This window comes from Reichenbachiella agarivorans (assembly GCF_025502585.1).
Classification (GTDB): Bacteria; Bacteroidota; Bacteroidia; order Cytophagales; family Cyclobacteriaceae; genus Reichenbachiella; species Reichenbachiella agarivorans.
In genome coordinates this window covers 3486595-3512355 of the sequence record NZ_CP106679.1, presented here as the reverse complement: position 1 = coordinate 3512355, position 25761 = coordinate 3486595, and the positions used below count along the sequence as shown (strand labels likewise).

The 25761-nt window shown below is 40.7% G+C and carries 25 protein-coding genes; 11 read left to right on the top strand and 14 right to left on the bottom strand.

Annotation, left to right across the window (positions count from 1 at the left end; genetic code table 11):
• Window positions 1-248: 248 nt before the first annotated feature.
• The 5 genes from N6H18_RS14800 to N6H18_RS14780 all read left to right on the top strand — a co-directional run bounded on the left by N6H18_RS14800 (window position 249) and on the right by N6H18_RS14780 (window position 4793).
• Window positions 249-1094, top strand: coding sequence for a prephenate dehydratase (locus N6H18_RS14800; RefSeq protein ID WP_262309056.1), 846 nt, complete (start codon window positions 249-251; stop codon window positions 1092-1094).
• On the top strand, window positions 1075-2232 hold the full coding sequence (locus tag N6H18_RS14795) for a pyridoxal phosphate-dependent aminotransferase (RefSeq protein WP_262309055.1): 1158 nt from the start codon (window positions 1075-1077) through the stop codon (window positions 2230-2232). Before N6H18_RS14800 ends, N6H18_RS14795 begins: the two co-directional genes overlap by 20 nt.
• Complete coding sequence (locus N6H18_RS14790) at window positions 2229-3119, top strand: prephenate dehydrogenase (RefSeq protein WP_262309054.1); 891 nt, start codon at window positions 2229-2231, stop codon at window positions 3117-3119. The genes N6H18_RS14795 and N6H18_RS14790 overlap by 4 nt, the downstream gene beginning before the upstream one ends.
• 105 nt (window positions 3120-3224) lie before the next feature.
• Window positions 3225-4334, top strand: a complete 1110-nt coding sequence (locus tag N6H18_RS14785; RefSeq protein WP_262309053.1) for a bifunctional 3-deoxy-7-phosphoheptulonate synthase/chorismate mutase type II — start codon at window positions 3225-3227, stop codon at window positions 4332-4334.
• Between the two features lie 147 nt (window positions 4335-4481).
• Window positions 4482-4793: a hypothetical protein gene (locus tag N6H18_RS14780; protein WP_262311634.1), complete on the top strand. Its 312-nt coding sequence runs from the start codon at window positions 4482-4484 to the stop codon at window positions 4791-4793.
• A gap of 134 nt (window positions 4794-4927) precedes the next feature.
• On the opposite strand, the gene N6H18_RS14775 is transcribed toward N6H18_RS14780, so the two are convergent.
• The 6 genes from N6H18_RS14775 to N6H18_RS14750 form a co-directional block, all read right to left on the bottom strand.
• Window positions 4928-5455 (bottom strand): DUF4136 domain-containing protein, encoded by a 528-nt coding sequence (locus N6H18_RS14775; RefSeq protein ID WP_262309052.1) that lies wholly within the window; start codon window positions 5453-5455, stop codon window positions 4928-4930.
• Between the two features lie 231 nt (window positions 5456-5686).
• Complete coding sequence (locus N6H18_RS14770) at window positions 5687-6235, bottom strand: DUF4136 domain-containing protein (RefSeq protein WP_262309051.1); 549 nt, start codon at window positions 6233-6235, stop codon at window positions 5687-5689.
• A gap of 8 nt (window positions 6236-6243) precedes the next feature.
• Window positions 6244-7065: a 1,4-dihydroxy-2-naphthoyl-CoA synthase gene (gene menB, locus N6H18_RS14765; protein ID WP_262309050.1), complete on the bottom strand. Its 822-nt coding sequence runs from the start codon at window positions 7063-7065 to the stop codon at window positions 6244-6246.
• A 41-nt stretch (window positions 7066-7106) separates the two neighbouring features.
• Window positions 7107-8768 carry a 2-succinyl-5-enolpyruvyl-6-hydroxy-3-cyclohexene-1-carboxylic-acid synthase gene (menD, locus tag N6H18_RS14760; protein WP_262309049.1) on the bottom strand — a complete coding sequence of 554 codons (1662 nt, stop codon included), beginning with the start codon at window positions 8766-8768 and terminating at the stop codon, window positions 7107-7109.
• Complete coding sequence (locus N6H18_RS14755; RefSeq protein ID WP_262309048.1) at window positions 8765-9988, bottom strand: chorismate-binding protein; 1224 nt, start codon at window positions 9986-9988, stop codon at window positions 8765-8767. Before N6H18_RS14755 ends, menD begins: the two co-directional genes overlap by 4 nt.
• A complete protein-coding gene (locus tag N6H18_RS14750; RefSeq protein WP_262309047.1) occupies window positions 9985-10410 on the bottom strand; it encodes a hotdog fold thioesterase in 426 nt (141 codons plus the stop codon). The genes N6H18_RS14755 and N6H18_RS14750 overlap by 4 nt, the downstream gene beginning before the upstream one ends.
• Window positions 10411-10467: 57 nt before the next feature.
• On the opposite strand from N6H18_RS14750, the gene N6H18_RS14745 reads away from it, so the two are divergent.
• On the top strand, window positions 10468-11106 hold the full coding sequence (locus tag N6H18_RS14745; protein WP_262309046.1) for a histidine phosphatase family protein: 639 nt from the start codon (window positions 10468-10470) through the stop codon (window positions 11104-11106).
• 11 nt (window positions 11107-11117) lie between these two features.
• Here the strand turns inward: N6H18_RS14745 and N6H18_RS14740 are convergent, their stop codons facing one another.
• Both N6H18_RS14740 and N6H18_RS14735 read right to left on the bottom strand, forming a co-directional pair.
• Window positions 11118-11771, bottom strand: coding sequence for a response regulator (locus N6H18_RS14740; protein WP_262309045.1), 654 nt, complete (start codon window positions 11769-11771; stop codon window positions 11118-11120).
• Window positions 11771-13921, bottom strand: coding sequence for a tetratricopeptide repeat-containing sensor histidine kinase (locus N6H18_RS14735; protein ID WP_262309044.1), 2151 nt, complete (start codon window positions 13919-13921; stop codon window positions 11771-11773). Before N6H18_RS14735 ends, N6H18_RS14740 begins: the two co-directional genes overlap by 1 nt.
• A gap of 193 nt (window positions 13922-14114) precedes the next feature.
• Between N6H18_RS14735 and N6H18_RS14730 the strand changes: the two genes are divergently transcribed.
• Window positions 14115-16133 carry a hypothetical protein gene (locus N6H18_RS14730; RefSeq protein ID WP_262309043.1) on the top strand — a complete coding sequence of 673 codons (2019 nt, stop codon included), beginning with the start codon at window positions 14115-14117 and terminating at the stop codon, window positions 16131-16133.
• 124 nt (window positions 16134-16257) lie between these two features.
• Here N6H18_RS14730 and N6H18_RS14725 read toward each other — a convergent pair whose 3' ends face one another.
• The 3 genes from N6H18_RS14725 to N6H18_RS14715 all read right to left on the bottom strand — a co-directional run bounded on the left by N6H18_RS14725 (window position 16258) and on the right by N6H18_RS14715 (window position 19827).
• Window positions 16258-17319 (bottom strand): endonuclease/exonuclease/phosphatase family protein, encoded by a 1062-nt coding sequence (locus N6H18_RS14725; RefSeq protein ID WP_262309042.1) that lies wholly within the window; start codon window positions 17317-17319, stop codon window positions 16258-16260.
• Between the two features lie 138 nt (window positions 17320-17457).
• Entirely contained in the window at window positions 17458-18258 is an 801-nt protein-coding gene (locus tag N6H18_RS14720; RefSeq protein ID WP_262309041.1) for an MOSC domain-containing protein, read from the bottom strand.
• A gap of 99 nt (window positions 18259-18357) precedes the next feature.
• Entirely contained in the window at window positions 18358-19827 is a 1470-nt protein-coding gene (locus tag N6H18_RS14715; RefSeq protein WP_262309040.1) for a Na+/H+ antiporter NhaC family protein, read from the bottom strand.
• A gap of 109 nt (window positions 19828-19936) precedes the next feature.
• Here N6H18_RS14715 and N6H18_RS14710 point away from each other — a divergent pair, with 109 nt between their 5' ends.
• From N6H18_RS14710 to N6H18_RS14695, 4 genes are all read left to right on the top strand, one after another.
• On the top strand, window positions 19937-20518 hold the full coding sequence (locus N6H18_RS14710; protein ID WP_262309039.1) for a YceI family protein: 582 nt from the start codon (window positions 19937-19939) through the stop codon (window positions 20516-20518).
• Window positions 20519-20617: 99 nt separating this feature from the next.
• Complete coding sequence (locus tag N6H18_RS14705; protein WP_262309038.1) at window positions 20618-22111, top strand: sodium-dependent transporter; 1494 nt, start codon at window positions 20618-20620, stop codon at window positions 22109-22111.
• On the top strand, window positions 22108-22203 hold the full coding sequence (locus N6H18_RS18760; RefSeq protein ID WP_316044818.1) for a MetS family NSS transporter small subunit: 96 nt from the start codon (window positions 22108-22110) through the stop codon (window positions 22201-22203). Before N6H18_RS14705 ends, N6H18_RS18760 begins: the two co-directional genes overlap by 4 nt.
• 140 nt (window positions 22204-22343) lie before the next feature.
• Window positions 22344-22814 (top strand): nucleoside triphosphate pyrophosphohydrolase family protein, encoded by a 471-nt coding sequence (locus tag N6H18_RS14695; protein WP_262309037.1) that lies wholly within the window; start codon window positions 22344-22346, stop codon window positions 22812-22814.
• 70 nt (window positions 22815-22884) lie between these two features.
• On the opposite strand, the gene N6H18_RS14690 is transcribed toward N6H18_RS14695, so the two are convergent.
• The 3 genes from N6H18_RS14690 to N6H18_RS14680 form a co-directional block, all read right to left on the bottom strand.
• Entirely contained in the window at window positions 22885-24039 is a 1155-nt protein-coding gene (locus N6H18_RS14690; RefSeq protein WP_262309036.1) for a TolC family protein, read from the bottom strand.
• Between the two features lie 64 nt (window positions 24040-24103).
• On the bottom strand, window positions 24104-25090 hold the full coding sequence (locus N6H18_RS14685) for an HlyD family secretion protein (RefSeq protein WP_262309035.1): 987 nt from the start codon (window positions 25088-25090) through the stop codon (window positions 24104-24106).
• On the bottom strand, window positions 25090-25761 hold the full coding sequence (locus N6H18_RS14680; RefSeq protein WP_262309034.1) for a DUF4956 domain-containing protein: 672 nt from the start codon (window positions 25759-25761) through the stop codon (window positions 25090-25092). The genes N6H18_RS14685 and N6H18_RS14680 overlap by 1 nt, the downstream gene beginning before the upstream one ends.

Sequence of the window (25761 nt, the reverse complement as noted above, 5' to 3'; positions counted from 1 at the left end):
AATTCTATAGCTATTAATTAGAATTTTGAAAATCTTCAAACATTTTCTAGCAAACGCTTTGATATTATTTAATCAATTTTCACCTTTGGAGTACGAAATACACAAATGGAAAAATCAAAAGCATATCGTAACTATTATTTTTATTTCTATGCAGAGGCATCAGGGGTTAAAGAATAGTTCTTTATAGTGATAAGAAATATGAAAACCCCGAGAGCATCGGGGTTTTTTTTTGATAAAAACAGGATTAAATGGAGGTTGGAATTCAGGGTGTTTTAGGTTCGTTTCACGATCAGGCAGCTAGCAAGTATTTTAATGGGCATGACTTGGATTTGAAGCCGTTTAGTAGTTTTAGATCCTTGGCCAAAGCGATACAGGCCAAAGAATTGGATTATGGCGTGATGGCCATCGAAAACACAATAGCTGGTAGCATCCTGCCAAACTATGCTTTGATTTCGGAATTTGATTTAGAAGTAACCGGAGAGGTATATATCAGGATAGAGATGAATTTGATCGCACATGCAGGAGTCAAATTGGAAGACATCAATCAGGTGTTTTCCCATCCGATGGCGCTGTTGCAGTGTTCGGATTTCTTGACACAGTATCCTAATATGAAACTGACGGAATATGAAGATACTGCAGACAGTGTACGGCTGATCAAAGAGTCAAATATGACCAATGCTGCTGCGATCGCTAGTAAAAAGGCAGCACAGTTGTTTGATATGCCGATTTTGGAAGAGAATATCGAAACCAATAAACAAAATTATACGCGATTTTTAATAATCAAAAGTCGTATGAACGGTCAGACCAAAGTGCCAGAAAAGGCATCATTGAGAGTCATGACCAAACATGATCCAGGTAGATTGTCTGATGTTTTAGTGGCGTTTAAGGAGCACAATATCAACCTGACCAAGATACAGTCTATGCCAGTTTTGGGCCAACCCTATCGCTACGCATTCAATATCGATGTGACTTGGGAGGATTATGATGAGTACCAGCAATCACTCAAGGAAATAGCTAAGAGTTCGGAGCTGATAGAAATACATGGTGAATATGAAAAAGGTTTAATGCCTGATTATGATAAAGGTAGCAGATAGAATAGCAGATGTACAAGAGTACTATTTCTCCAAAAAATTGGACGAGATAAGAGCCATGGTTGCATCAGGAAAAGACGTTATCAATCTTGGGATTGGTAGCCCAGACATGCCTCCAGCACCAGAGGTGGCTGAGGAATTAATTAAGAGTGCGAGCAATACAGCCAACCATGCATATCAATCGTATAGATCGATACCAGAATTGAGATCGGCGATTGCTGGATTCTACCAATCACACTATGGTGTGACTGTTGATCCTGCCAATGAAGTACTGCCTTTGCTAGGTTCTAAGGAGGGGGTGATGTATATTTCTATGGCATTTTTGAATCCTGGAGATACTGTTTTGATTCCTAATCCAGGCTATCCAGCATACAAGACCGCTGCTGAAATGATGGGAGCTAAAGTGGCGTTTTACGATCTGAAAGAAGAAAATGAATGGGTGCCTAAATTCAGTACCATCGATAAGGCAGATCTAAAAGCTGCCAAGTTGATGTGGGTGAACTACCCCAATATGCCCACTGGCAAAAGAGCCAACAAGGAAATTTTGAGGAGCTTGGTTGAGTTTGCAGGTCAGCATGATATTTTGATCGTGAACGACAACCCATACAGCTTTATTCTCAATGAAAAGCCTTTGAGTATGTTGTCTGTAGAAGGCAGTATGGAAAATTGTTTGGAGTTAAACTCCATGAGCAAGGCATTCAATATGGCTGGATGGAGAGTGGGTATGGTCAGTGGTCGCAAAGAATACATCGATGCGATATTGAGAGTAAAATCCAATGTAGACTCTGGGATGTTTCGTCCGATTCAGGATGCAGCTGTCAAAGCCTTGAGTCTGCCCAGATCATGGTTTGATTCTATCAATCAGGAATATGCCAAAAGAAGAAAATTGGCTGAACAAATTCTGGATGTTTTGGGTTGTAAACATGACGAAGAGCAGTCAGGCATGTTCCTTTGGGCCAGAATTCCATCGGGTAGACAGAGTGAAGAATTCGTAGATGAGATACTTCAAGAAAGACATGTATTTATCACTCCAGGAACTATTTTCGGATCTAATGGAGAAGGGTATATCAGGATTTCTTTGTGTTCGACACAGGAAGCGTTGAAAAAAGTGATCAATAGATTGGAAACAGTAAAAGCATGATCGTATCAATTATAGGGTTGGGACTGATAGGAGGATCCGTAGGTAAAAGGCTTAGGGAAGTAGGCTTTGCAGATCAGATTCTAGGGGTAGATCTCAGCGACGAGAATGCCCAAAAGGCGGTACAGTTAGGTTTGGTGGATGAAGCGGTTGCGTACCAGCAAGCGGTAAGTGTATCCGATTTGATCATTTTGGCAATACCAGTAGATGGAATGAGCAAGTTGCTGCCATCATTGCTCAGTCAAATCAGCGATCAGACGACAGTGATGGATTTGGGATCAACCAAAGAACAAATATGTTTGGCAGTACAAGGACATCCTAACAGAAAGAACTTTGTAGCAGCTCATCCAATTGCTGGTACAGAAAATTCAGGTCCAGAGGCCGCTTTCTCAACTTTGTTTGAGGGCAAAACAGGAATTATCTGTGATGCGGAAGAGTCGCAAGTTTCTTCCTATGAGTTGGCTAAGTCATGCTTAGATCAGTTGGGTATGCATGTGATTGAAATGGGAAGCAAGTCTCATGACTTACATATCGCTTATGTCTCTCACATTTCTCACATTAGCTCATTTGTGTTGGGACAGACGGTATTGGAGATTGAAAAAAACGAAGCAAATATATTCAATCTGGCAGGAAGTGGGTTTGCATCAACTGTCAGGTTAGCAAAGAGTTCACCACAGATGTGGGCTCCTATATTCAAGCAAAACAAAAAGCATATTAGTACAGCACTGGGTGCATATATAGATAATTTAGCAACATTCAAAGCCTTGCTAGATCAAGGAGAAGAAGATGCCATGATCGCATGTATGGACAATGCCAACGAGATCCGTAGGGTCTTGAATGGAATAGAGAGTAAAAAGAAAAATGACAATCACATTAAAGAAATAGTTTAACGCATTGTTGAAGATATGGAAGGAACAGGATTGGTTAACCTCCAAGCTGTGGACAAAAATCCTCTTGTGAACTCCATGTGGCCAATAAAAACAAATTGAATACACATGAAAATTAATTTGACTTTATCACCGATCGAAAACTGGATCGAAGGATTAAACACTCCGTTAATCATCGGCGGTCCATGTAGCGCAGAGAGCGAAGAACAAGTATTAGAAACAGCACGTCAGATCAAAGCCAATACCAATATTCAGGTATTGAGAGCAGGTATTTGGAAACCAAGAACTAGACCAGGAGCCTTTGAAGGAATTGGTGTGGTAGGTTTGAAATGGTTGGAAAAAGCGAAGAAAGAAACGGGACTTTTGACAGCTGTAGAAGTTGCTAATGCTGAGCACGTAGAGTTGGCGTTGAAATTCAACGTAGACATACTTTGGGTAGGAGCTAGAACTACTGTGAATCCATTCTCAGTACAAGAAGTAGCTGATGCCTTGAAAGGACACGATGTACCAGTCTTGGTCAAAAACCCAATCAACCCAGATATCCAGTTGTGGATAGGAGCATTGGAAAGAATCAACCAAGCAGGTATCACCAAATTGGGTGCAATCCACAGAGGGTTCTCTGCGAAGAGCGGTTCACAATACAGAAACGATCCTACTTGGGAGATCGCAATCGAGTTGAAGAGGTTGATCCCTAACTTGCCAATGGTATGTGATCCAAGTCATATCGCGGGCAACAGAGCATTAATCGAGCCTATCTCACAGAAGGCATTTGACTTGCAAATGGATGGTGTGATGATCGAGTCTCACATCGATCCAGACAATGCTTTGAGTGATGCTAAACAGCAAATCACACCAAAGACTTTGGCTGGGATTCTTGACAGATTGATCATCAGAGAACCTAATTCTGAGGATGTAGATTTTGAATTGAGATTGAAAAATCTAAGAGGTAAAATCGACAAGATCGACAATGAATTGCTAGAGGTAATGGCGCAAAGGATGCAAGTAGCTGAAGAAATAGCGATGCATAAGAAGGAGCACAACATCACTATCTTGCAAGTGGGTAGATATGAAGAAATCATGGAAAACAGAGTAGCAAAAGGCAAGAGTCTTCTACTACAAGAGCAATTTGTACATGACTTGTACGAGATGATTCACAACAACTCGATCAAGCGTCAGACGGCCATCATGAATGGTTCTGAGTCTACAGAAAATGCGTAAAATAGCTTGAAGTAGGTTATACAAAAATCCCTAGCACAAATTGCTAGGGATTTTTTCATTAAATAGAGATTCATTTCCGTAAATGCTTTTGATATAAAATAATTATCTCATACATTTGCACCTCCAAAAATAATTCATAGCGGAAAAATGGCTGTAACAAGACTAAAAAGAAAAGGAAGAAGGAATAAAGTTGTTGCAAAACAAAAAGTGGCTAGCGTCAAAAGATTGAGCAAACAACCAGTAATAAAAGGAGTTGATGTAGAAGCAATGAAAGCTGAATTTGCCGCTGCTGCGTCAAAACCAAAGGCTGCTAAAGCTGAAAAAACTGAAGAAGTGAAAGCTGAAGCAGTTGTGGCTGAAGAGAAGCCAAAGAAAGCTGCCGCTAAGAAAACTGCTGATGCACCAGCTGCTGAGAAAAAGGCACCTGCAAAAAAAGCAGCCAAGAAAACTGAAGAGTAATAGAATATCTAAAATATAAGATCGAGGATAGAGTTGCTCTCTGAGAGTACTTGATTGCTAAGATCAAAAAAAAGGCCTGCAAAAGTAATTTTGCAGGCCTTTTTCATTTTAATGAGTTCAAAAATTCGACTGACTTATAATCTTACCATTCCATCTTTCATACCAGCTTTATAGGGGTAGGTTTCAAAGATCTTATCTATGCTGGTTTTCAGGATCGTATCAGGAGTGTTTTTTGGAGAATGCTTCCAATCTAAACTTGCTTGCCATACCAATTTTTCTTTGTGTCGATCACGAAACTCTATCAACATCAATCCTTCATGGTGATAGTTGGTTTTGGGTGGCTCAGTATAGTAATAGGTGTCTTTGTACACACTTTGTCTAGGAGAATCAACAGTAGTTACCGAAGACATTTTGTATCCCACTATTAGATCTGGAGCATTGGTATGTTCTACGAAACCTCGCAACTCCATATTGAGTCGGATTTCGTCTTCAATATTCGCAAAGAGGGCATGACCTTCTTCGGAATAGGTCTTATTGTCAGTTTGGACGTTGACGATGCGATATGTTTTGTACTCCTCAAAATCCAAGTCATTGTTGACAAACTCAATCACCTTGGTGCCTGCACATGAAGATACCAGTGTGATCAATAGTATATAAATCATCCATAAAAAACGCATGAAATAATTTACGAAGAAATTATGTTTTAGTCCATGTGTAAACCCATTATTTCGCAGAAAATAATTAAAAACCCCTGATAATCAATGCCGAACATAGTGATGATTCCGATATCAGGTAAAAAAATGGGCTATTAAATCAAATTGATTGGATCGAACAATGGATAGACTCATATTTAATCGAGAGAGGAAAATCGCATACAAGTATCTCAATAAAAATTATTTCTCTCTTACAATCCTTTCCTTTGAGCCTGCCAAGTAAGGATAGGTTTCGAAGATGCGATCAATGGTTTTCTTGAGTACCATATCTGGTGTCATTTTCTTGGAGTACTTCAAGTCCAGACTAGCCTGCCATACGAGTTTCTTTTTTTGACGATCTCGAAACTCGATGAGTAATATACCTTCGGTTTGATAAGTTGTCCTAGGAGGGGGGCTGTAGTAATAATATGGGTCGTAGTAGTTGATGTTTGGTGTGTCTGCTGTGGTGGTTGACATCAGCTCGTAGCGAACGATAAGGTCTGGAGACTTGCGCTGTTCTTCAAATCCTTTCAAGACCATATTGCGATGAATTTCACTTTCCATACTGGTAAAGAACGCAGTACCTTCGTCAGAATAAGACTTGTTGTCGGTCTGAAAATTGATCAAACGGTAGCTATGGTAGTCGCTAAAATCCATGTCTTCATTGACAAACTCGATCACTCTAACGGGTGCACAAGCAGCAGCTAGAGTGATCAATAGCATCCATGTAACCAATCTTATGTTGCGCATAAGATGGTTTACGGAAACTTAGGATATTTGTCGAAATCTGGATCTCTTTTTTCCAGAAAGGCATTTTTTCCTTCCTGAGCTTCTTCCATGAGGTAGTACATCAAGGTAGCATCACCTGCAAACTCCATCAAACCTCTTTGACCATCCAGCTCAGCATTTAGGCCTCTTTTGATCATTCGGAGCGCCATAGGGCTTCTCTTCATCATCGTTCTACACCAATCTACTGTGGTGGCTTCCAACTGATCCAAAGGCACTACTTTGTTGACCATGCCCATATCTTCTGCTTCCTTGGCGCTGTATTGGTTGCAGAGAAACCATATCTCTCTGGCTTTCTTTTGACCTACATGCCTTGCCAGGTAGGAGGAACCAAATCCAGCATCAAAACTACCTACCTTAGGTCCTGTTTGACCAAAAATAGCATTGTCAGATGCAATCGTCAGATCACATACGACGTGCAGTACATGCCCACCACCGATCGCATATCCGTTGACCATGGCAACTACTGGCTTAGGTAGCGAACGGATCGCTTTGTGTAGGTCTAGTACGTTGAGGCGTGGTACACCATTTTCGCTGATGTATCCTCCGACACCTTTTACATTTTGATCTCCACCCGAACAGAAGGCTTTGTCTCCAATACCCGTGAAAACTACCACTCGAATATCTCCTCTTTCTCTGGCGATCTCCATGGCATCTAGCATGTCGAAATTAGTCTCGGGACGAAAGGCATTGTACACCTCAGGTCGGTTGATGGTAATTTTGGCTATCCCTTCGAAAAATTCGAATTTGATATCCGTGTATTCTTTGATGGTTTCCCAGTTGAATGTACTCATGATGTGTAATATTTAGTATTTCAAAATTAATCTCTGGAGTCTTAATCCTTCATCTTTTTGAACAATTGTTTGTAGGCAGTTGTGTTTTCTTCAGCATCTGTGAAGATTTCCAAGATTGAGCGACCATCTTGAAAATTCATGAAGCTGGCTAATGTTTCCCTTAGTTCTGGCATGTTGCGGGCAGTGAAATAGGCAAAACCAAAGTCTCGTGCTGTACTTCTGGCAGAGGAGCGCTGGTCGGTCTCAAAAAATTCCTTCAGTTCAGGTTGGGCCGACGGTCCCTCAATCATCCTAAAAATTCCTCCTCCATGATTGTTGAATACAATGATTTTCAAGTTGGTTGGCATATGATTATGCCAGAAGGCATTTCTATCATAGAGAAAAGCCATGTCTCCCGTCAATAGAAGTGTATCGCGACTAGAAGCAATGCAGGCACCTACCGCAGTACTATTGGAGCCATCGATTCCGCTGGTGCCACGGTTGCAGTACACTTGTATGTCCTTGGTAGAAGAAATCCCTAGAGTGTTGACATAACGCACTGCCATGCTGTTGGCGAGATGCAGGTCAATGGCAGTAGGCAATTGATCTAGCACCTCTTGGTAAATACTGGTTTCAGTCCATGTAGATCGATCTGCTTCTTTTAACACCATTTTGGCTCGTGCCTCTTTGGATTGCCAAAGGGTAAAGTATTCTTTCTGAGGTATGGATTCTTCAGTCAATTGATCAGCCATAGTTTCAAAGATGTCAAATGGCTCTGAGTCAATGGTCAACGGGCTCCAATCATAAGTGTCTGCGGCATCATCATGAGTACTGATATGCCAATGCGTACTGTGTGGACTGTCACGCAAGAAGAGTTTAAGATTTTTAGAAATTACTGACAGCCCACAAGTAATCAATAAATCAGGAGCCAGGTTTGAATCACGATTGACCAGAATCAAATCTTGGTGAGAGATGAGAGGTTTTAGCCCGTGACAATTACCAATGACGTCTGCAATGACGGGGATGTGGCAATCGGTACTCAACAGACTCAGTACCTGCAAAAGTTGGTCATCCTTAGGCTGTTGTCCTATGACAACTAATATTTTTCGGAACGTTGAGAGTGCTTTTGGGAGTTTAACTGGTAGTGACTTATTTGTTGGCTTTTTTACAATTAAGTCGGGACTCGCAGTGTAAATCTTTCCTGACTCAGGATAGAAGGGCTCCGCAAAGGGTACATTCACATGTACTGGGCCTGGTGCACCATCGATACAACTATTCAAAGCCTCAATCATACAAGCATGTTGTGTTTGGAGGTTCTGATCAAATGAGGGATAATCGAAAGATGCCTTGGCATGTCTGCCGAATAGAGCCGACTGATAGATTGTTTGTCCATCTCTCTTGCCGATCAGTTCTGGCGGTCGATCAGCAGTCAGTATCAATAATGGTACTTGATTAAAATAGGCTTCTGCTACAGCAGGGGCATAGTTAAGACCTGCAGAACCAGAAGTACAAATCAGCACTGTAGGTTGCTTGGATGCCAATGACATGCCCAATCCTACAAAAGCAGCTGAACGCTCGTCTGGCACGCTGAGACAGCGAATACCAGCATGTCTCGCAAATGCCACTGTCAAAGCAGCATTGCGTGATCCAGGTGAGATTATAGCTTGTCTCACGCCATATTGGTAGCAGAGCTCGGGGATGTCAAATATGGATTGTAAATTCATGCGTTACTTTCAAACACGTTTAGTAGCGTTCGGAATTTGATTTCTGTTTCTGCCCATTCATCTTCTGCGATGCTGTACTCAGTGACGCCTGCTCCAGCATAAATCACTCCACCATCACGGTAGACGCGAGAGCACCTAAGGTTGACAAAGATGGATGTACTGCTCTCAAAGTTGACAGGGCCAAGATAACCACTAAAATATTCTCGGTCATAACCTTCGTTCTGTTCCAAAAACTGTGCTGCGGGTTTCATGGGCATACCACAGATGGCAGAAGTAGGATGTAGCAGTTGGAGCATCGTGCTAGCCAATTCTGGAAAGTTGGTTGCCTTCATGTCTACTTTGAACGAAGTCTTGAGATGTATCAAGTTGCCAGCCTTTACGGTTTTGGGTCCATTTTCGTCATATTCCCTGAGCCTTATTTGTTTGAAACAGTTGACGATATACCGGCTAACCAGTGCTTGCTCTTCAATCTCTTTGTGTCTCCATGCCGCTCTGCTTAGATCAAAATCTGGTGGCACACCTTGTGTCCCTGCTAGTGATACTGTATGGAAATATTGATTATTTTCAGTAGAAATGAGTAGTTCGGGAGTAGCACCTATCCATAACCCATTGCCAGGCATGTAGACCAGTGATACAAAGGCATTTTCATAGGCTTCACAGAGTTTGAACAACTCATGTACTGGATGAAAATTCTTTTTTATGCCGTACTTGGCACGCCGTGAAGGGACGATCTTTTGATAATAACCCTCTGAGATATATTGTTTACACTTCTCTACCAGTGAAATGAACTTATCCTTGTCTTCATCTACTTCAGGTGAGCTATGCAAAAAGTCCGTAAACTTGAATTTATCATCTGATTGTAGTTCCTTAAATACATGAAAGAAGGCACTTAGTTCTGTGCTGTGGTTTTGCAACGTAGGATGGATGACAAATTCATTTTTTTTCTGTGACAACTCAATCTCAGAGAGGATGTAGTTTCTACTTTCTCCTTCAGGTTTTCTGAATGGATGAAAAATGAATCCCTCAGGTGCATTTTCTAGTTCTTCGATTTGAAGCTTTCTATCACTGATCTGGCAGATAGCCTGAATTTGCTCCTCTGCAGGTTTCCTCCATATCGCAATCGGAATATTTTCTTTGATTGCTGCATTGAACAGATGCGTTAAATTCTCCGCATAGGTGCTTTGACCCGTGAGTTGTCTGAATTGATTCAATGAATTCATGCGTGCTTTTTATCAATGATGGCCAGAGTGATTCTACTCACACATACCAATTCTTTATTGGGGTTGGAGATTTTGATTTCCCATACTTGGGTTTTCTTGCCTATGTGCAAGGGAGTCGCCTTGCCTTCTACTAGACCTGTCCTTACGCTTTTGATATGGTTGGCGTTGATATCCAGACCGACACAATATTGCAAATCTGGATCGAGGGTCATGGTTGCTGCTAGACTGCCTAGAGACTCAGCCAATACTACAGAAGCGCCACCATGAAGCAGCCCCATGGGTTGATGAGTACGACTATCTACAGGCATGGTGGCTATTAAATAATCTTTACCAATTTCAGTGAATTGGATACCTATATGTTCCAAAAGGGTGTTTTGGGATAAATCATTGATAGCATCCAGCGTAAAGATTTCTTTGAACATGTAAACTTAATTTTAACCCCTTAATTTCGTGCGTTCACAAACAAAACTACAATTCGATTGAAAAGCAAAAATATATACCTCATCCGTCATGGACAGACTGATTTCAACAAACAAAAAAGAGTACAAGGTAGAGGGATAGATTCTGATCTCAATCTACTGGGTAGGTTGCAGGCGGCAGCATTTTTTGAGGTTTACAAAGATGTAAAGTTTGATAAAATATATACCTCGTCACTAAAGAGAACCGTGCAATCCGTCCAAGGATTTATAGATCAAGGGATTCCTTACGAAAGTCTATCGGGTTTTGATGAAATTAGTTGGGGATTGCACGAGGGATTGCCCTATGATGAGGCACGCCATGCAAGGTATTTGGAAGGAATAGACGAATGGGGCAAAGGCAATCTTAACCACAGAGTAGGAGAGGGCGACACTCCGATCGAGGTGAGGGACAGGCAAATCCAAGCTATGGATTATGTCCTTTCTCAAGAAAATGAACACAACATCCTGATCGCTACACATGGTCGAGCCATGCGCTTTCAACTCTGCTGGATGATGGGCATGCCACTCAGTGATTCAGAGTTATTCGAACATGCCAATCTCTGTCTCTATCAATTGAGATATGATGAGAATAAATACGAAATCATCAAAAGATGTGACATATCTCATTTGGCACATATTGATTCGGAATTTGAGGTGTAGAAAAAACTCAATTAGAGGACAATTATTCGTTTATTAATAGCGTATTTAACAAGGTCTACGGTGGATTTTAGTTCTAGTTTACTCATGATTTTGGCTTTGTGGGATTCCACTGTTTTGATGCTGATACCGAGTTGGTCAGCGATTTCTTTGTAGAGTAGCCCGTTACAAAATTGTTTGATGATTTCGATCTCTCGGTCCGTTAGGTGAGGCTCTTCACTTATATCGACTTTTGAAACGATATTTTGAATGTAGCAATCGAAGATGGTTTGTGTAATGACAGAGCCAAAATACCTGTTGCCCTTATGTACTTCTAGAATAGCCTTTCTTAATTCCTTTTTGTCAATGTCTTTAGGAAGGAAACCTTTGGCTCCTGCCTTGATGGATTGGATGATAGAGCTCTCGTCACTCAGTGCAGAAAGCATCAAAATCCCCATTTGAGGATGGGCCTCATGGATCAACTTGGCAATTTCTATTCCTGACAAGCCTGGTAGTGTGATATCTAGTAATACGACGTCTGGATGTGCTCGATTGAGTGCTGGGAACAAGTCACAGCCACTACCAAAATCTCCTGCGATTTCAATCTCTGGATCACCAATTAGCATGGCCATGATGCCATCTCTGACTATGGTGTGGTCATCAACTACAAATAATTTTATCTTATTCACTATGCTACTTTTTTTATTTTATTAATAGGTAATTTGATATCAAACCGTGACCCTTTGCCCAATTCGCTTTTTACAGAGATCTCACCGTTGTTTTTATTGACAAACTCCTTACACAAAATGAGCCCCAGACCTGTTCCTTTTTCTTTGGACTGTCCAATGGTCGATGTGTCTTCAACGATGCTAAACAATTTTTTAGTATCTGCTTCTGTCATACCTATGCCAGTATCTTCGATGGCTACTTTAACTTTGTCATCTAAGGTGGTCGTAGAAATGGTAATTGTACCACCAGGGCTTGTAAACTTGATGGCATTGGAAATAAGATTGCGGAACACCAAATCAATAGTAGGAGCATCTACAAATGCCTCCGAATCATCTGATAGGTGAGTGGTGATCTTGATATCCTTTTGCTCAGCGTTTTCTTGTAAAAGTTGGATGTTTTTGATCAAAATTTTATTGAGATTCAATGATTGATGGTTGGGTTTTAAAGTGTCTGTTTGTGAAAGTGCCCATTGTAGTAGATTGTGCAACAGATTGACGAGTTCTTCGGATGAATTTTTCAAATTGTACAGGTAACGTTGCAACTCGCTCTCTGAAAGATGCTTGAAATTTTCTGACAATGCTGTGGACAATGACTTGAATGCTGACAAAGGATTACGCAAGTCATGAGCTATAATCGCAAAAAATTTATCCTTGGCAGCATTGAGTTCTTTGAGTTGTTTATTTTTAACTGAAAGGTACTTTTCGGATGTTTGTTTAGATTTATAACTCCAATAAAAAACCAGTGCTACAATCAATAGCAAAAAGGACCCAAATATCAAAAATAGGCGTGTTCTGCGAGCTTCTTTGAGTTGTAGTGCATTGAGCTCATTGGTTTTACTCAGTAAATTAATTTCATTGTCTCTTTGAGAGATTTCAAAATTGGTTTCTAATTGTGAAATGTCCTTTAGCTTTTGATCATTCAACAAGCTATCTGTATATGCAAAAAACTGTTCGTGATATTCTAACGCTTTTTTATAGTCTCCTTTTTCTTTATATGTGTAGTAGAGTGTTTCGTATAATTCTCGTTGTGTGTCCTTGTGTTCTATTTCCTTGGCGAGTTTGAGACCTTGGAGTGCATAGTAGGTAGCCTCTTCTAATTTGCCCCATTTTCGATAGGTTGTGGATAGACTGTTGTAACATGCGATAACCGTTGATTTGATGTTTTGGGCTTTGAATATCTCTAGTGCTTTTAAGTAAAAAGTAACGGATTTTTCATATGCAGCTTTAGAATAGTATGTACTCCCGATGTTATAATAAGCATAGGCAAAACCGACGGTATCATCAATGCTCATGCTGAGATCCAGTGCCATGTTGTGATAGTATAGGGCACTATCGTATTGTTTGAGGTGCCGTTGGATGTTGCCAATATTAAGGTAGCTAAGGCTTAGCCTAAATGCATTCTTGTTGGCAAAAAGTATTGGAAGTGATTTCATGCTGTATTCCAATGCTTTGTCGTAATTCCCTAAGTTTTTATAAACCATTGCCAAATTGTTATACGCACCTGAAAACTCCAAGACGTCATTAATTATTTGTTTGAGTTCCAAAGCCTCATGATACAATTCCAGTGCATTGACCATATTTCCCATATGGAAATGAGCATTAGCCATGTTGTTGATGGCATAGCTCATTTGCAACGTGTCTTGCATGCTTATACATAGATCACGACTTTGTGTGTAAGAAAGTAATGCTGATTTTAAATCCTCATTTGCTTCCTGTTGTAATCCTAATACTGTGTATGCCTCTGCTTGGATGGTATCATTAGGTAATTCTTTAGCAAGTTGAATGGCCTTTTGGATGTTGTCCATGCCTGCAGACTTATTTCCTAAGCCACTTATTGCCTCTCCTTCTAACATAAGAGCACGAATGTAACTCGACTGTTCATTTAGCTCTTTAGCCAAAATCTTTGCTTGACCAGCATAATCTACACAATCTTTTATTCGTGAAAACTCCCCAGTCTTAAAGGAGCCTAATGTCATTAGGATTTCTAGTTTTTGTATTCCAGATACGGTATTCAATACTGATACTAGACTATCCTGCTTTGATGTTGGCAGAGAAATGGCAATAGGAAGGATGCCAATGGTAAATAGGAGTAGTAGAGAATACTTTCTCATAGCAGGTAGGTGGATTTTAAGGTTAGTAAAATCGAGATGTAAGGGAAATCCCTTTGTTCAATAGGGGGATATCCCTATTGAATCGCGATACTCATCATCTTAATTTCGTCCTAAATTAACATAGAAAAAGTAAATTAAAAATTAACCTAATACCGAGTTTTCAACCGGTAACCTTTTATTTAAATATTCTCATATGAAAAAGACAAGATTATTTTTCTTCTTACCCTATAAGACTTTGATGCTTTTGGGTTTTCTTTTTATCAGTAGTTGTAATGATGACTCAGATGATCCATCAATAGGTATCAAGGTGGACGCAGGGGTGGATCAAATCATAGAGCTAGGAGCAACGGTCAATCTGGATGCAACCGTGACTGGTGAAGATCTAGTGTTGATGTGGGAGATTACCTCAAAACCTACAGGCAGTACAGCTATTATTGCTAATCCTTTGGTAGAGGATGCCTCGTTTACACCTGATGTCGTGGGTGAGTATACTGCACAGTTGACAGCTGTGAATCTTGGTGGGGACGAAGTATCTGATGAGGTTGTTATTGTTGTAATACAAGAAGGAGAAGGCCCACTTGAAATAGGGGGTACAATCTCTACCAAAACTACACTGGTCAATAGATTTGACGATCCCACATTGCCAGATTATATTGCCTCTAGCTTGGTGACGGTCAGTGCCGAATTGACGATTGACCCAGATGTATACATCATTTTTGCAGAAGATCAAGGGCTAGCGATTGGTACCGGTGGGGCACTCATCGCCAAAGGAACAGCTGATAAGCATATTATTTTCTCAGGAGTAGAAAAAACAGATGGATTCTGGATGGGCTTAGAATTGGAATCTAATAACAGTAAAAATGAATTGACCTACTGCACCATAGAATATGGTGGAAGTAGTGGTTTTGATGGAGCGAATTTGAGAGCAAATCTCATGTTGGCGGGTTCTGCAAAAGTAAAAATCACCAACTCCGAATTTACGCATAGCAAAGGGTATGGGCTTTATACTAGAAACTTAGAGGTAAACCTGACGGGGTTCATGAACAATACTTTTACCGACAATGTTGCTCCTATAATGACACGGATCAACCATTACCATTACTTTGATGCCGCTTCTAGTTATGCAGGTAACGAGGACGACTATATTGATAGTTATGTTTCTGGGCAAGAGGTGACAACCAATGTGACCTGGCAAGCACTCGATGTACCTTACCGTATGTCAGCTAATCTTGAATATATTGGAGCTGATGTAGTTATCGCTGCTGGGGCATCATTCTTAGGTCAGCCCAATGGAGGATTATTCATCACAACGGCAGGCTCTCTGAAAGCAATAGGTACATCAACTACTAAAATCACTTTTGCAGGGGAGCAAGATGTCAGAGGATATTGGAGAGGTCTCTCTTTCGAATCCAATAATACCAGTAATGAACTAACCTATGTGATGATTTCCAATGGAGGAGAAAGAGGATTTGATGGGGCTGAATTGAAATCTAATATCATGGTAGAGGAGTCTGGTAGATTGAAAATTACAAACACTAGCTCAACAAAGAGTGGTGGGTACGGATTGTACACCAGACAATTAGAATCTAGTTTGCCGAATTTTGCTAACAATACGTTTACCGACAATGTTGCTCCTGTCATGACAAGAATCAATCATTACCATTACTTTGATGCTGGATCTAATTTCACAGGCAACGATGACGATTATATTGATAGTTATGTATCTGGACAAGAACTGACGACTGATGTGTCTTGGCAAGCGCTTGATGTTCCATATCGTATGTCAGCCAATCTTGAGTATATCGAGTCTGATATAGTTGTAGTGGCTGGAGCTTCGTTCATCGGTCAACCTAACGGAGGCTTAGAAGTAACAGGGACTGGTTCACTACATGCGGATGGTACAGATTTGGCCAAGATTACTTTTGTCGGAGAGCAAGATGTAGTAGGTTTTTGGAGAGGTCTGAGATTTGAATCCAACAATGCGGACAATCTCTTGAACCATGTCATAGTTTCTAATGGTGGTGAAAGAGGTTTTGATGGAGCTGAGAGAAAGGCCAATATCGAAGTAGCTGACGGTGGATTGCTCACACTCACTAATAGTACCTTATCAAAGAGTGGGGGGCATGCGATCAGAGTACAAGATGGAGGAAGTCTTACACAATCAGGATTAACTTTCACTGGAAATACAGGAGACAATATTTTTCAAGATTAGTAGGGTATTAAGTAGCATTTATCCAAGTACGAGACCGTTCTATTCGCAGTTTTGCGAGAGGACGGTTTTTTTTACTTTAAATGGTACGAGTAAATTTAAAGAATCAATAAAGGAATCTATTTTATCATGCTTCTTCCTCTTCTTCAGCCGCTTTATGACCTTCTTTGATGATATCATTGGCTTCTTCTTTTAATTCTGAGTCCATGCTTTTGGTAGTATGGAAACTTGAGCTATTGACCGTGAACTTAGCAAAAATGGGTAAATGATCAGATCCAATCTCCGAGAGTGTCTTGAGTTCGATGATCTCAATTTCCTTGGAGTTGAATAATAAATCTATTGGAAATCTACATATACTTGGCCTGACAGGGAAGGTACCATGAATACCCTTGCCAACTCTTGAATCGTTCAGAGTAGATATTTTAGAGAACAATTTAGAACTTCTCGACCAGCATACATTGTTAAAATCTCCTGTGACAAGGTTGGGGAAGTTTGACTCTCTGATCATTTTGGCTACCATCATCATCTCTGCATCCTTTTGTCTCGAAGTAGGTTGTTCGGTAGGACTAGGTGGCGGGGGATGAATTCCCCAAAAGACAAAGTCATGGTTGTTTTTACTCACCAAATGTGCTTCTATCGCTGGTCTGTCGTCGGAAACAAAAAAGTGCTTTTTAACCTTGTTTACCTTCAAATTAGTAAAAAAATGCATGCCATATCTATTCTCCAACGGTACTTTGCAACTATACTTGTATTGATGATCAATGCTCTTAAGAGCATCTTCCCAATCCTGATTAGTTTCCATTGTGAGTACTATATCTGGTTTGGTATTTTCAATCAATGATATCAGTCGCTGATACTCCTTATTTTTTTGCAAGACATTGACACTGATAATAGACATCTGAGTAGCAGTGTCTTGTTGTTTTTTTGATCTGAAGCTGATGGGCAGATATGGTACTATAATGACGAGTTGATAGATAATGGATAAAATCAAAACAATCTGTGAACCTATAGTGGTTATATCATATACTTCATAGAGAAAGAAACTTAAACCTAAGATCAGCAACTGAATCACGACAAGTTGAATCCTGATATAATCAAAGACTCGAAATGTCCAATGAGTAATTCCAAATGCGGGAAAAAATCCCAGAATGGACAACATGTAGGATAATATAATAAGTGCTATTTCCAAACTATTCTCTTATTCATGTGCGTGTTAATATTAGTAAGCAAGCATGTCGTGTGTCTTTAGATACCCATCGATAGATACTTGCTGCTAAATCTACACATTAAGTCTAATTGTCCTTTTATGGTCTAGCCAAAATATTTACTAGGTTGATTTGACAGAGTCGCCAATTTTTACACATCCCAATCGTCTGGGCACTAGGTAAACACCAAAGGTAACGGCATTGTTGGTTTGTTTCCTGTATTTGGCTAACGTGGCTAGTGGTTCTGCATTGGGGTCTTTTTGTTGGGTCACAGGATCTATGGTGATGAATACACATCTCGGGCAGTGGAGATGCACATCGAAGAGACAGCCATTGATCTCGACAGTTTGCCAAGTATCTTCTTCGTAAGGTAGACAGCCTTTGACGACTATGTTGGGACGGAAGTGTTGCATCGTCACGGGTGAGTCTAGTCTTTGGTTCAGGTCTGCCAGCGACTCCTCAGATAGTAGCAGGATGGGAGAGGTATCAGCATAATTAACCTTGTCGCCAGATTGGCCTCCGTCCTTTTCTCGCAATGGACGATGATGCTCCAGCATGGCGACCAATCTACAATTGGTGCTGAGTAAGTTTGAGACCCATGCAGCTGCAGCTGATCCCAGATCGATGCCTTGCACCAGATTCTTGAACAGCATGATATCCAATAATTCGTTATTCTCTGCGCTGATAGTGATGTCAATTTCTTTATTTGATTTTTCACGAAGGTGAAGGACTTGTCCAGTGACCGCAGCCTGCACACCCAACAGTTTTGGGTATTCCCGCCCTGTTAGGATCTTATTGTCGGCATCAATGACCGCCAATCGACGATCATTTGCCAATCCAGTCGCCGTAATCTCACAAGTGACTAGCGATACAGCTGCACCAGATTTTAAAGGATAAATATATAAATCCGAAACTGTGATCATAGGTTATTGTCTATAGTCCACGGTAGACAGTCCACAGTCGTTTATTTTTCTCAATACTTTTCAATTTTATGCTTTTTATCAATCCTCAATACTAAGAAATCAAACCAACCAACCCAGCACCAAATACATGATGAATGTCACACCACCAGCCAGTGCTGCATAGGGCAATTGCGTATTGACGTGATCTATGTGGTCACTGGCAGATGCCATAGATGATATAATTGTCGTGTCCGAAATCGGTGAACAATGGTCTCCAAATACGCCGCCTCCAATGGCCGCAGCAATGGCCATGCTGATGTTGCTATCCATGCTTTGTGCCATCGGTACAGCGATGGAGATCATAATGGCAAAGGTTCCCCAGGAAGTCCCCGTACTGAATGCGATGAAACAACTCGTAACAAACACGATAGCAGGAACCAGTTTGGGAGAGAGCCAAGCCTCCGTGATGTGCGCCACATAGAATCCAGTGCCCAATTCCTTGCAAAGTGCACCAATAGTGAAGGCAAATACCATCAACAGTGCGAGTGAAACCATTCCTGACATTCCTTTGATTGAGAGATCTATCATTTCTTTGAATCCCATGATATTTTGAGATTTGTACAGCAACATGCTCGTCAGTATGGCTAGCGTGACAGAATACATGACAGCAGTAGACCCAGAGCCATTACCGATTGCAGTAAAGATTTGTTCAAATATCGAACCACTCATGCCGTCTTGCCAGCCAGTATAGATCAACATGGTGGGCATCATCAGAATCATGACTATGATCGGAATAGTCATGTTGTAGGCTCTTAACTTAGTGGTGTCAATTGCTTCGATCAAGGCAATTTCGTCGGAGATCATAGGTGTCGAGTCGTCAGCAATGAGCTTTCCTTCGGTCACTGCTCTTCGTTCTGCTTTTTTCATCGGGCCAAAATCCTTGCCACTGAAAATCACATACAGTAGCAGACCTATGGCTAAGAAAGGGTAAAAGTTGTAAGCCAGTGAACTAAAAAGGAGCGTAAACGGACTTTCAAATCCTTGTGCCAAGAGTAGTCCCATAATGAAGGCACCCCAGGCATTGAAGGGAAAGATGATACAAGATGGCGCAGAACTAGAATCTGCGATGTAGGCGAGCTTTTCGCGGGGAATCTTCATCTTGTCGAAAATAGGTCTATACAGTGTGCCAACAGTGAGGATAGAGATATTGGACTCTACGAAAATAATCATCCCTGTCATGGCAGCATAAAACTGAATCATGGTTCTGCTTTTGGAGTCACTTGCTTTTTTCTCCAACCTGAGAGATACCCAATGGATGAATCCCCCCACACCGCCTGACCTCTGAATCAAAGCAATCAATGATCCTACGAGCAGGGTAAAAATGATTGTACGGGTATTGCCTGCATCCGCAAAAACAGCGACAAATGCTGCTAAAGTGTCCATAGTACCAGTCAGGGGATTGCCACCATTGAGAATAATCCATCCCAACCAGATTCCTAATGTCAAGGACAAAAACACCTGTTTGGTACGCAATGCCAATACGATGGCGAGAATTGGGGGCACCAATGACCAAAATCCGTAATCACTCATAGTTACAATCTTTAAATCTCGAATCTACTTTAATTAAAGGCGCGGGACAATATGATGTGGGAATTGTCTCAAATTTTACCTATATTTTATCAAGCAAAAACGAATGATTATGAAAAAGACCCTATGCCTAATAGCTACCATACTGTGCGTATCACTTTCTTCGTTTGGTCAGACCAAATGGAAGATTGATCCTGTGCACTCCAACATTCAATTTGAAGTAAGCCACTTGGCTATATCGACCGTTACTGGCAAGTTTTCGGATTTTGAATGTACTGTAGAATCAAAGCGAAATTCCTTTGAGGATGCCAAAATTGATGCAGTGGTTCAGGTCAAAAGCTTGACTACTGATAACTTGACGAGAGACAAACACCTCAAGGAAGATGATTTCTTCAATGCTGAGAAGTATCCCATCATGACTTTTAAGAGTGAATCGTTTGTAAAGAAAACCGATACGCAATACCAAGTGACCGGATGGTTGACGATTCGTGATGTGACAAAGAAGGTTTCATTTCCTGCAGAATATAGCGGAATGGCCAAATTGGGAGAAAAGACAATATCTGCTTTCAAAGCCAATTTTGTAATCAATCGATTCGATTATAACCTCACCTGGAGCGATACTATTGATACGGGTAGTCTGGTAGTGGGAGAAGAAGTAAAGGTGAAACTGAACTTGGAACTAGTAAAAATCTAGTAACAACTTCAGACCTTTTATGGAATAGACGGTCTCAAGAACTATGTCTTTGTGCAGTAGTTTTTGAGACCGTTTGTTTTTTATGTAGTTTCGGAATTCATGAACAACACCGAAAATTTCAGTAACCGCTGGGGCATTATTCTCGCATCTCTGGGCATGGCCATAGGTGCCGGCAATCTTTGGCGTTTTCCTCGTCTGGCTGGCCAGTATGGAGGTGCTTTTATTATCCTCTGGATAGTGTTTCTTTTTGTTTGGTCTATCCCGCTATTGCTCACCGAGTTTTCCATGGGCAAGAATTTCAGAAAAGGAGTAATAGGCTCGTTTGCGGAGATGGCTGGCAAACGATACGCATGGATGGGTTTTTTTGTGACCCTGTGTACCTTAGGCATTGCTTTTTATTATTCCGTGGTGACAGCATGGTCGCTGAGGTATTTGAGTTTTGCAGTCGGCAATTTATTTGATGAAACCCCATTGTTGGATCGCCTGACCTCAGACCCAGGTTACATGTCGGATTATTGGATGAGTGTTTCGCATGCCAGTTGGGCTACCATATTGACCTACATTGGCTGTGTGGTATTTGGGGTGTTTGTTTTGTCCAGAGGGATTCAAAATGGCTTAGAAAAAATCAACAAAGCATTGATTCCTAGTCTATTTGTGCTACTGATTGTTATTACTTTTATTTCTCTCCAGATGGAAGGAGGCATCCAAGGACTAGAATACATGTTTGTGATCAATTGGGATCATTTTTCCGACGGAAAAATATGGATAGAAGCACTCTCACAGTCTGCTTGGTCTACTGGAGCAGGTTGGGGATTGATGATCACGATTTCATCCTATAGTCGCACGGACGATGATATTACCCTCAATACTTTGATTGGTGCCTTGGGCAACAATACGGCATCCTTGATTGCAGGCATGGCTATATTGCCCGCTGTCTTTGCACTTGCAAACTCTGATGCAGAAGCCATCACATATTTGCAGGAAGGGAATCAGGCATTGACTTTCACGATTATACCAGAGCTGTTTGCTCACGTACCAGGTGGTGGTTTTCTTTCTGTGGTTTTCTTTTTAGCACTCTCATTGGCGGCATTTAGTTCCTTGTTGCCCATGCTCGAATTGATGTCTAGGAATTTACTGGACCTAGGATTGAATCGAAAAGTGATCTCTCTGTGGGTGGCCTTCTTCTTTATTGTTTTGGGTTTCCCTTCAGCTTATTCGCTGGATATATTCAACAACCAAGATTGGGTGTGGGGCTTGGGACTGATTGTCAGTGGGATATTCATTTTGTTTGGTTTGGTTATATTTGGAATCAAGGAGTTCAAAGAAAGGTATATTGATTCGGGATCGAAAATTCAACTACCTACTACATTTTTCCAAGTATGCATTTGGAGTAATTTGGCTTTGGGTTGTGTACTGATCTATTGGTGGATGTCTCAAGGGTACAGCAGCAATCCGTGGTTTGATGCAGACGGTGTCTGGAATGTCCTAGATGTCTACAGCAATGCATCGATCGTCACCCAGTGGGGATTAGTGATACTAATAGGCGTATTGATCAATGGTTTTTTGTATAGAAAATTTGCCCTGAAAAAATGAGTTTACAAGCGATAATCAGCATGGTGGTCATATTGAGTATTGTGGTAGGTGGTTTTGCTTACTTTCTCTGGCTAGCCATTCGGAAACAATAGACCTAGAGATACTAGATAATTAGAATCGAGAACCAAGAAGTGCAAGGCGGTCAGGGTATTGTAGATGGCGTTAAAATTTTACTGCTTTTCACTACTGAATTGAATAATTCATCCCTAATTTCGAATCTTAATACAGATTCATGGAAAAAATAGACTCTCTCAACCAAGTAGCAGAATTTCATAAAACATTCAAACACCCTATCGTGACTAGTCCAGCGATTCCAGATGCCAAACGATGTGCGCTAAGGGTGGAGCTAATCTCTGAGGAGTTGAAGGAACTGGAACAGGCTATCAAGGACAAGGACATGGTCGAGATAGCAGATGCGCTATGTGATATCCAATATGTACTGTCAGGGGCGGTTTTGGAGTTTGGCTTAGGAGACAAGTTTGTAGAGCTGTTCAATGAAGTACAGCGATCCAACATGAGCAAAGCTTGCAAGACTTTGGAAGAAGCTGAGGCGACTGTCAAACATTACAAAGAAAACAAAGCCACAGAGAGCTACATCAAAGAAGAGGATGGTTTGTTTTTGGTATATAGAAAGGACGATGATAAGACACTCAAGTCTATTGCTTATTCGCCTGCGGATATCAAAGGAATTTTGGAGAAGTGATTTTATGTCCAGTTTTGAAATAAAATCACAACTAAAGAGTCTAATCTACATTTAGGTAAAAAAGGCAAGTTTAATCAGGTGTTAAATAATTTTTCAGTGGCTGTTGTTGTAGCATTTCTGCATGCCACAAATACTCCATATAGGCAAGGTAAATTTCTTTCTTCATTAGCGCTGAGATACTTTTTGACTTAATCAAACTACTTTTCAACTTGACGACAGTCATGGGGTTACTGTTCGTCATTTGCTGCAGATTGGAACTCAATAGGTCCACGTTCAAACTGTCCAATTGAATTTGGAAATTGTAGTATCTTGTAGTGAGTGTCTTTATTTTTTGCTTCATCAATTCTAGTCCTGTCTGTTGCTCATTTTGGGCATCTGCTAGATTTCCTTCTGCTTCTATCATTTCCAATTTTCGCTTGGTCATGTCTCCTTTATTGGGATTAAAAATAGGAATGGTGACACCTAACCCAATGCTCCATGGACTTCTGTCCTGATCAACTCGATATTGTTGATATTGTGCTTGTAAATATCCAATATTAATATTTGATTTTTCTAGTGCCCATTCTGATTCTGCTAATTCAACCTGCTTTTGGCGGTAAGCCACTTCGCCATATGCTGATACCATTTGAGGGTCTTCAATTACACTTTGAATTTTTTCGATAGAAATTAGCTCATTTAATGTCCATGCAATAATTTGATTTTTAGCCGAGGGGTATAGGGATTCGATTTTATTGCGTTGAGCATCTTCTTCGAAGTACAACTCTTCCAAGGCTACAACTTGCTCCAACTGATCAATTTTTAGTTCCACATAATCATTGGCATCAAAGAAATTGGAAAAACGCTGCGCTTCTAAGATTTTAATCTGCGTTTGTGCTATCTTTTGTTCTTCTTCTTTGATGTTTTTTTGCTCTTTCAAATAGGCCCAGTCAATAATAGCTTCGTAGTGTGCCTTTAATACCTTTTTCAGCTCACGCTGACGGTCAAGTTGCGAGACCTCCTGATAAGTCTGAAAATATTGATTGTTACGTTTTATTTCCCACGGATTGGCAGGGTTCAACCGCAATGCATAGTCTTGACGATCAGGATCGAGTTGATTGCTCTCTGTTCTAAATTCCATTCCTCGAATGAAAGAAAGTTTATAAGGGTTTGAGTCAAGAAATGTATTTTGATGATCAAATGCTTGAATGGCTGGCGTCTCTAATGCTGACCATAAAAAGTCATCCATTGACACCTGAGCACAAAGCGCAGAAGGCAACAACAAGAAGCAATATAGTAGTGTACGCATGAGCTTATTTAATCAAAACTTTTTCACCATTGAAAAAGGTGTTTTCTGCTGGGATCTCAATAAACACTTGTTGTCCGAAAGCCTTTATGGCTGTAGATTTTTGCAATATTTCTGGTAACTCATTTACCGATCCATAGCCTATAACTTTCCCGTGCACAGAGTTTCTGCGCTGATCATATGATGATACGCTTACTTCTTTTCCAACACCAAGCGCTGTTGGTTTCTTTCCGACAAGGTAGGCCACCACTGTAGTGGGATGTAGTGGGTTTATTTCCAGCAAAGGAGTGTAAGAGTCCACTTGTTCACCTGGTTTTACATACACGTTTTTGACAACACCAGATGCCGTAGCATATTTGTTTAACTTGCTCTTCTCAGTATCTAATAGATTCAACTCACTTTCTAGCAGAATAATTTGGTTTTCAAGCAGCTGTAGTTCAGTGGTACTTTCTTGCTTGACATCTTCAATTTTGATGTTTAGCGCTTCCAGATGCTTTTGTTTTTGCTGCTTTAGGGATTTGATTTTGATAGCCATAGGGGAGTTCTCACTTGATTTTTCGTCAAGAGCGTATTCCATGGTTAGCGCCTTGTTCATCTTGATCTCACTTTCTAGTTCCAATATATCAGCATCTAGCTCCTCTATGCTAATTCCATTTTGCGCTTTGATATAAGAAATCTCAGCATGGGCTAGTTTAGCTTGTTCTGCACGTTCAGATTTATGGACGGCAATACGATTGGTCAGTTTGGCTATCTCCACCTCCAGTGCTTCACTTGTGAGCTCCACTAAAAGCTCACCCTCTTTCACCTCCATTCCAGGCACTACATTGATTGACTTTACCATTGCTGATTTCTCAGTTTTTACTTTGTATTCTGAAGTTTGAGCAATACCTATGGATGCCTCACCACTACCTTTGAAATAACGGCCACTAATAAAGAGCATGGAGACAAGCATCAACACTATTAGTATGTAAAACCAATTTGCTTTTTTTCTCATTAGCTTGATACAATTTCATTAGACGACAACTTAATCTGTGACACACCTTCTATCACTTTGATGGCATTTATCAATTCATCTTTGGTCACAGTTTCTTTTAATGTTACTGCATATTGATACCTTGTAGCCATTTCTTTGTTAACCTGAATGGTGATGGAACGAAAATCTCTGCAGTGATTTTGAATTATGTTGGTGATTATACCCAGTTCGTTAGCACTTTGAACAGTAAAGGATAAATGACTATGGTGCGTATAGCTACGAAAAGGTGAAATATGTAGCAAAAAGGCAACTAGACAAAATAAAATGGATCCTACAAATGAGATGGTAAAACCATACACGCCAATAGCCAATCCGGTACTTAAAGCGGCAAACAAAAAGAGCACATCGCGTGGATCATCAACCCGAGTACGAAAACGAATAATGGCCATAGCTCCAAAAACTCCTAATCCACGAGCCAGACTATCCCCAATCGCCATCATGACTAGAGTGGTCACCACCGCTCCCAAAATCAGTGACTGGAAGAAATTTTTGGGGTAATAATCTCCCGTAAAAGTCAGCTTGTGGGTAATAGCGATCAACGATGACAGCACAAATGCCCATAAAAAAGAATAGGTGATATTGACCAGTTGTGGATATTCATAGACTGGTTGATCAGGAAATAATTCAAACAT

Coding starts and splice junctions, on each gene's coding strand:
- N6H18_RS14720 (WP_262309041.1), bottom strand. CDS start 18,258: ATGATCACAGTTTCGGATTTATATATTTATCCTTTAAAATCTGGTGCA.
- N6H18_RS14705 (WP_262309038.1), top strand. CDS start 20,618: ATGAACAACACCGAAAATTTCAGTAACCGCTGGGGCATTATTCTCGCA.
- N6H18_RS14735 (WP_262309044.1), bottom strand. CDS start 13,921: ATGAGAAAGTATTCTCTACTACTCCTATTTACCATTGGCATCCTTCCT.
- N6H18_RS14715 (WP_262309040.1), bottom strand. CDS start 19,827: ATGAGTGATTACGGATTTTGGTCATTGGTGCCCCCAATTCTCGCCATC.
- N6H18_RS14790 (WP_262309054.1), top strand. CDS start 2,229: ATGATCGTATCAATTATAGGGTTGGGACTGATAGGAGGATCCGTAGGT.
- N6H18_RS14795 (WP_262309055.1), top strand. CDS start 1,075: ATGATAAAGGTAGCAGATAGAATAGCAGATGTACAAGAGTACTATTTC.
- N6H18_RS14690 (WP_262309036.1), bottom strand. CDS start 24,039: ATGGATGACTTTTTATGGTCAGCATTAGAGACGCCAGCCATTCAAGCA.
- N6H18_RS14755 (WP_262309048.1), bottom strand. CDS start 9,988: ATGAATTCATTGAATCAATTCAGACAACTCACGGGTCAAAGCACCTAT.
- N6H18_RS14730 (WP_262309043.1), top strand. CDS start 14,115: ATGAAAAAGACAAGATTATTTTTCTTCTTACCCTATAAGACTTTGATG.
- N6H18_RS14770 (WP_262309051.1), bottom strand. CDS start 6,235: ATGCGCAACATAAGATTGGTTACATGGATGCTATTGATCACTCTAGCT.
- menB (WP_262309050.1), bottom strand. CDS start 7,065: ATGAGTACATTCAACTGGGAAACCATCAAAGAATACACGGATATCAAA.
- N6H18_RS14680 (WP_262309034.1), bottom strand. CDS start 25,761: ATGTTTGAATTATTTCCTGATCAACCAGTCTATGAATATCCACAACTG.
- N6H18_RS14775 (WP_262309052.1), bottom strand. CDS start 5,455: ATGATTTATATACTATTGATCACACTGGTATCTTCATGTGCAGGCACC.
- N6H18_RS14780 (WP_262311634.1), top strand. CDS start 4,482: ATGGCTGTAACAAGACTAAAAAGAAAAGGAAGAAGGAATAAAGTTGTT.
- N6H18_RS14695 (WP_262309037.1), top strand. CDS start 22,344: ATGGAAAAAATAGACTCTCTCAACCAAGTAGCAGAATTTCATAAAACA.
- N6H18_RS14785 (WP_262309053.1), top strand. CDS start 3,225: ATGAAAATTAATTTGACTTTATCACCGATCGAAAACTGGATCGAAGGA.
- N6H18_RS14750 (WP_262309047.1), bottom strand. CDS start 10,410: ATGTTCAAAGAAATCTTTACGCTGGATGCTATCAATGATTTATCCCAA.
- N6H18_RS14800 (WP_262309056.1), top strand. CDS start 249: ATGGAGGTTGGAATTCAGGGTGTTTTAGGTTCGTTTCACGATCAGGCA.
- N6H18_RS18760 (WP_316044818.1), top strand. CDS start 22,108: ATGAGTTTACAAGCGATAATCAGCATGGTGGTCATATTGAGTATTGTG.
- N6H18_RS14685 (WP_262309035.1), bottom strand. CDS start 25,090: ATGAGAAAAAAAGCAAATTGGTTTTACATACTAATAGTGTTGATGCTT.
- N6H18_RS14710 (WP_262309039.1), top strand. CDS start 19,937: ATGAAAAAGACCCTATGCCTAATAGCTACCATACTGTGCGTATCACTT.
- menD (WP_262309049.1), bottom strand. CDS start 8,768: ATGAATTTACAATCCATATTTGACATCCCCGAGCTCTGCTACCAATAT.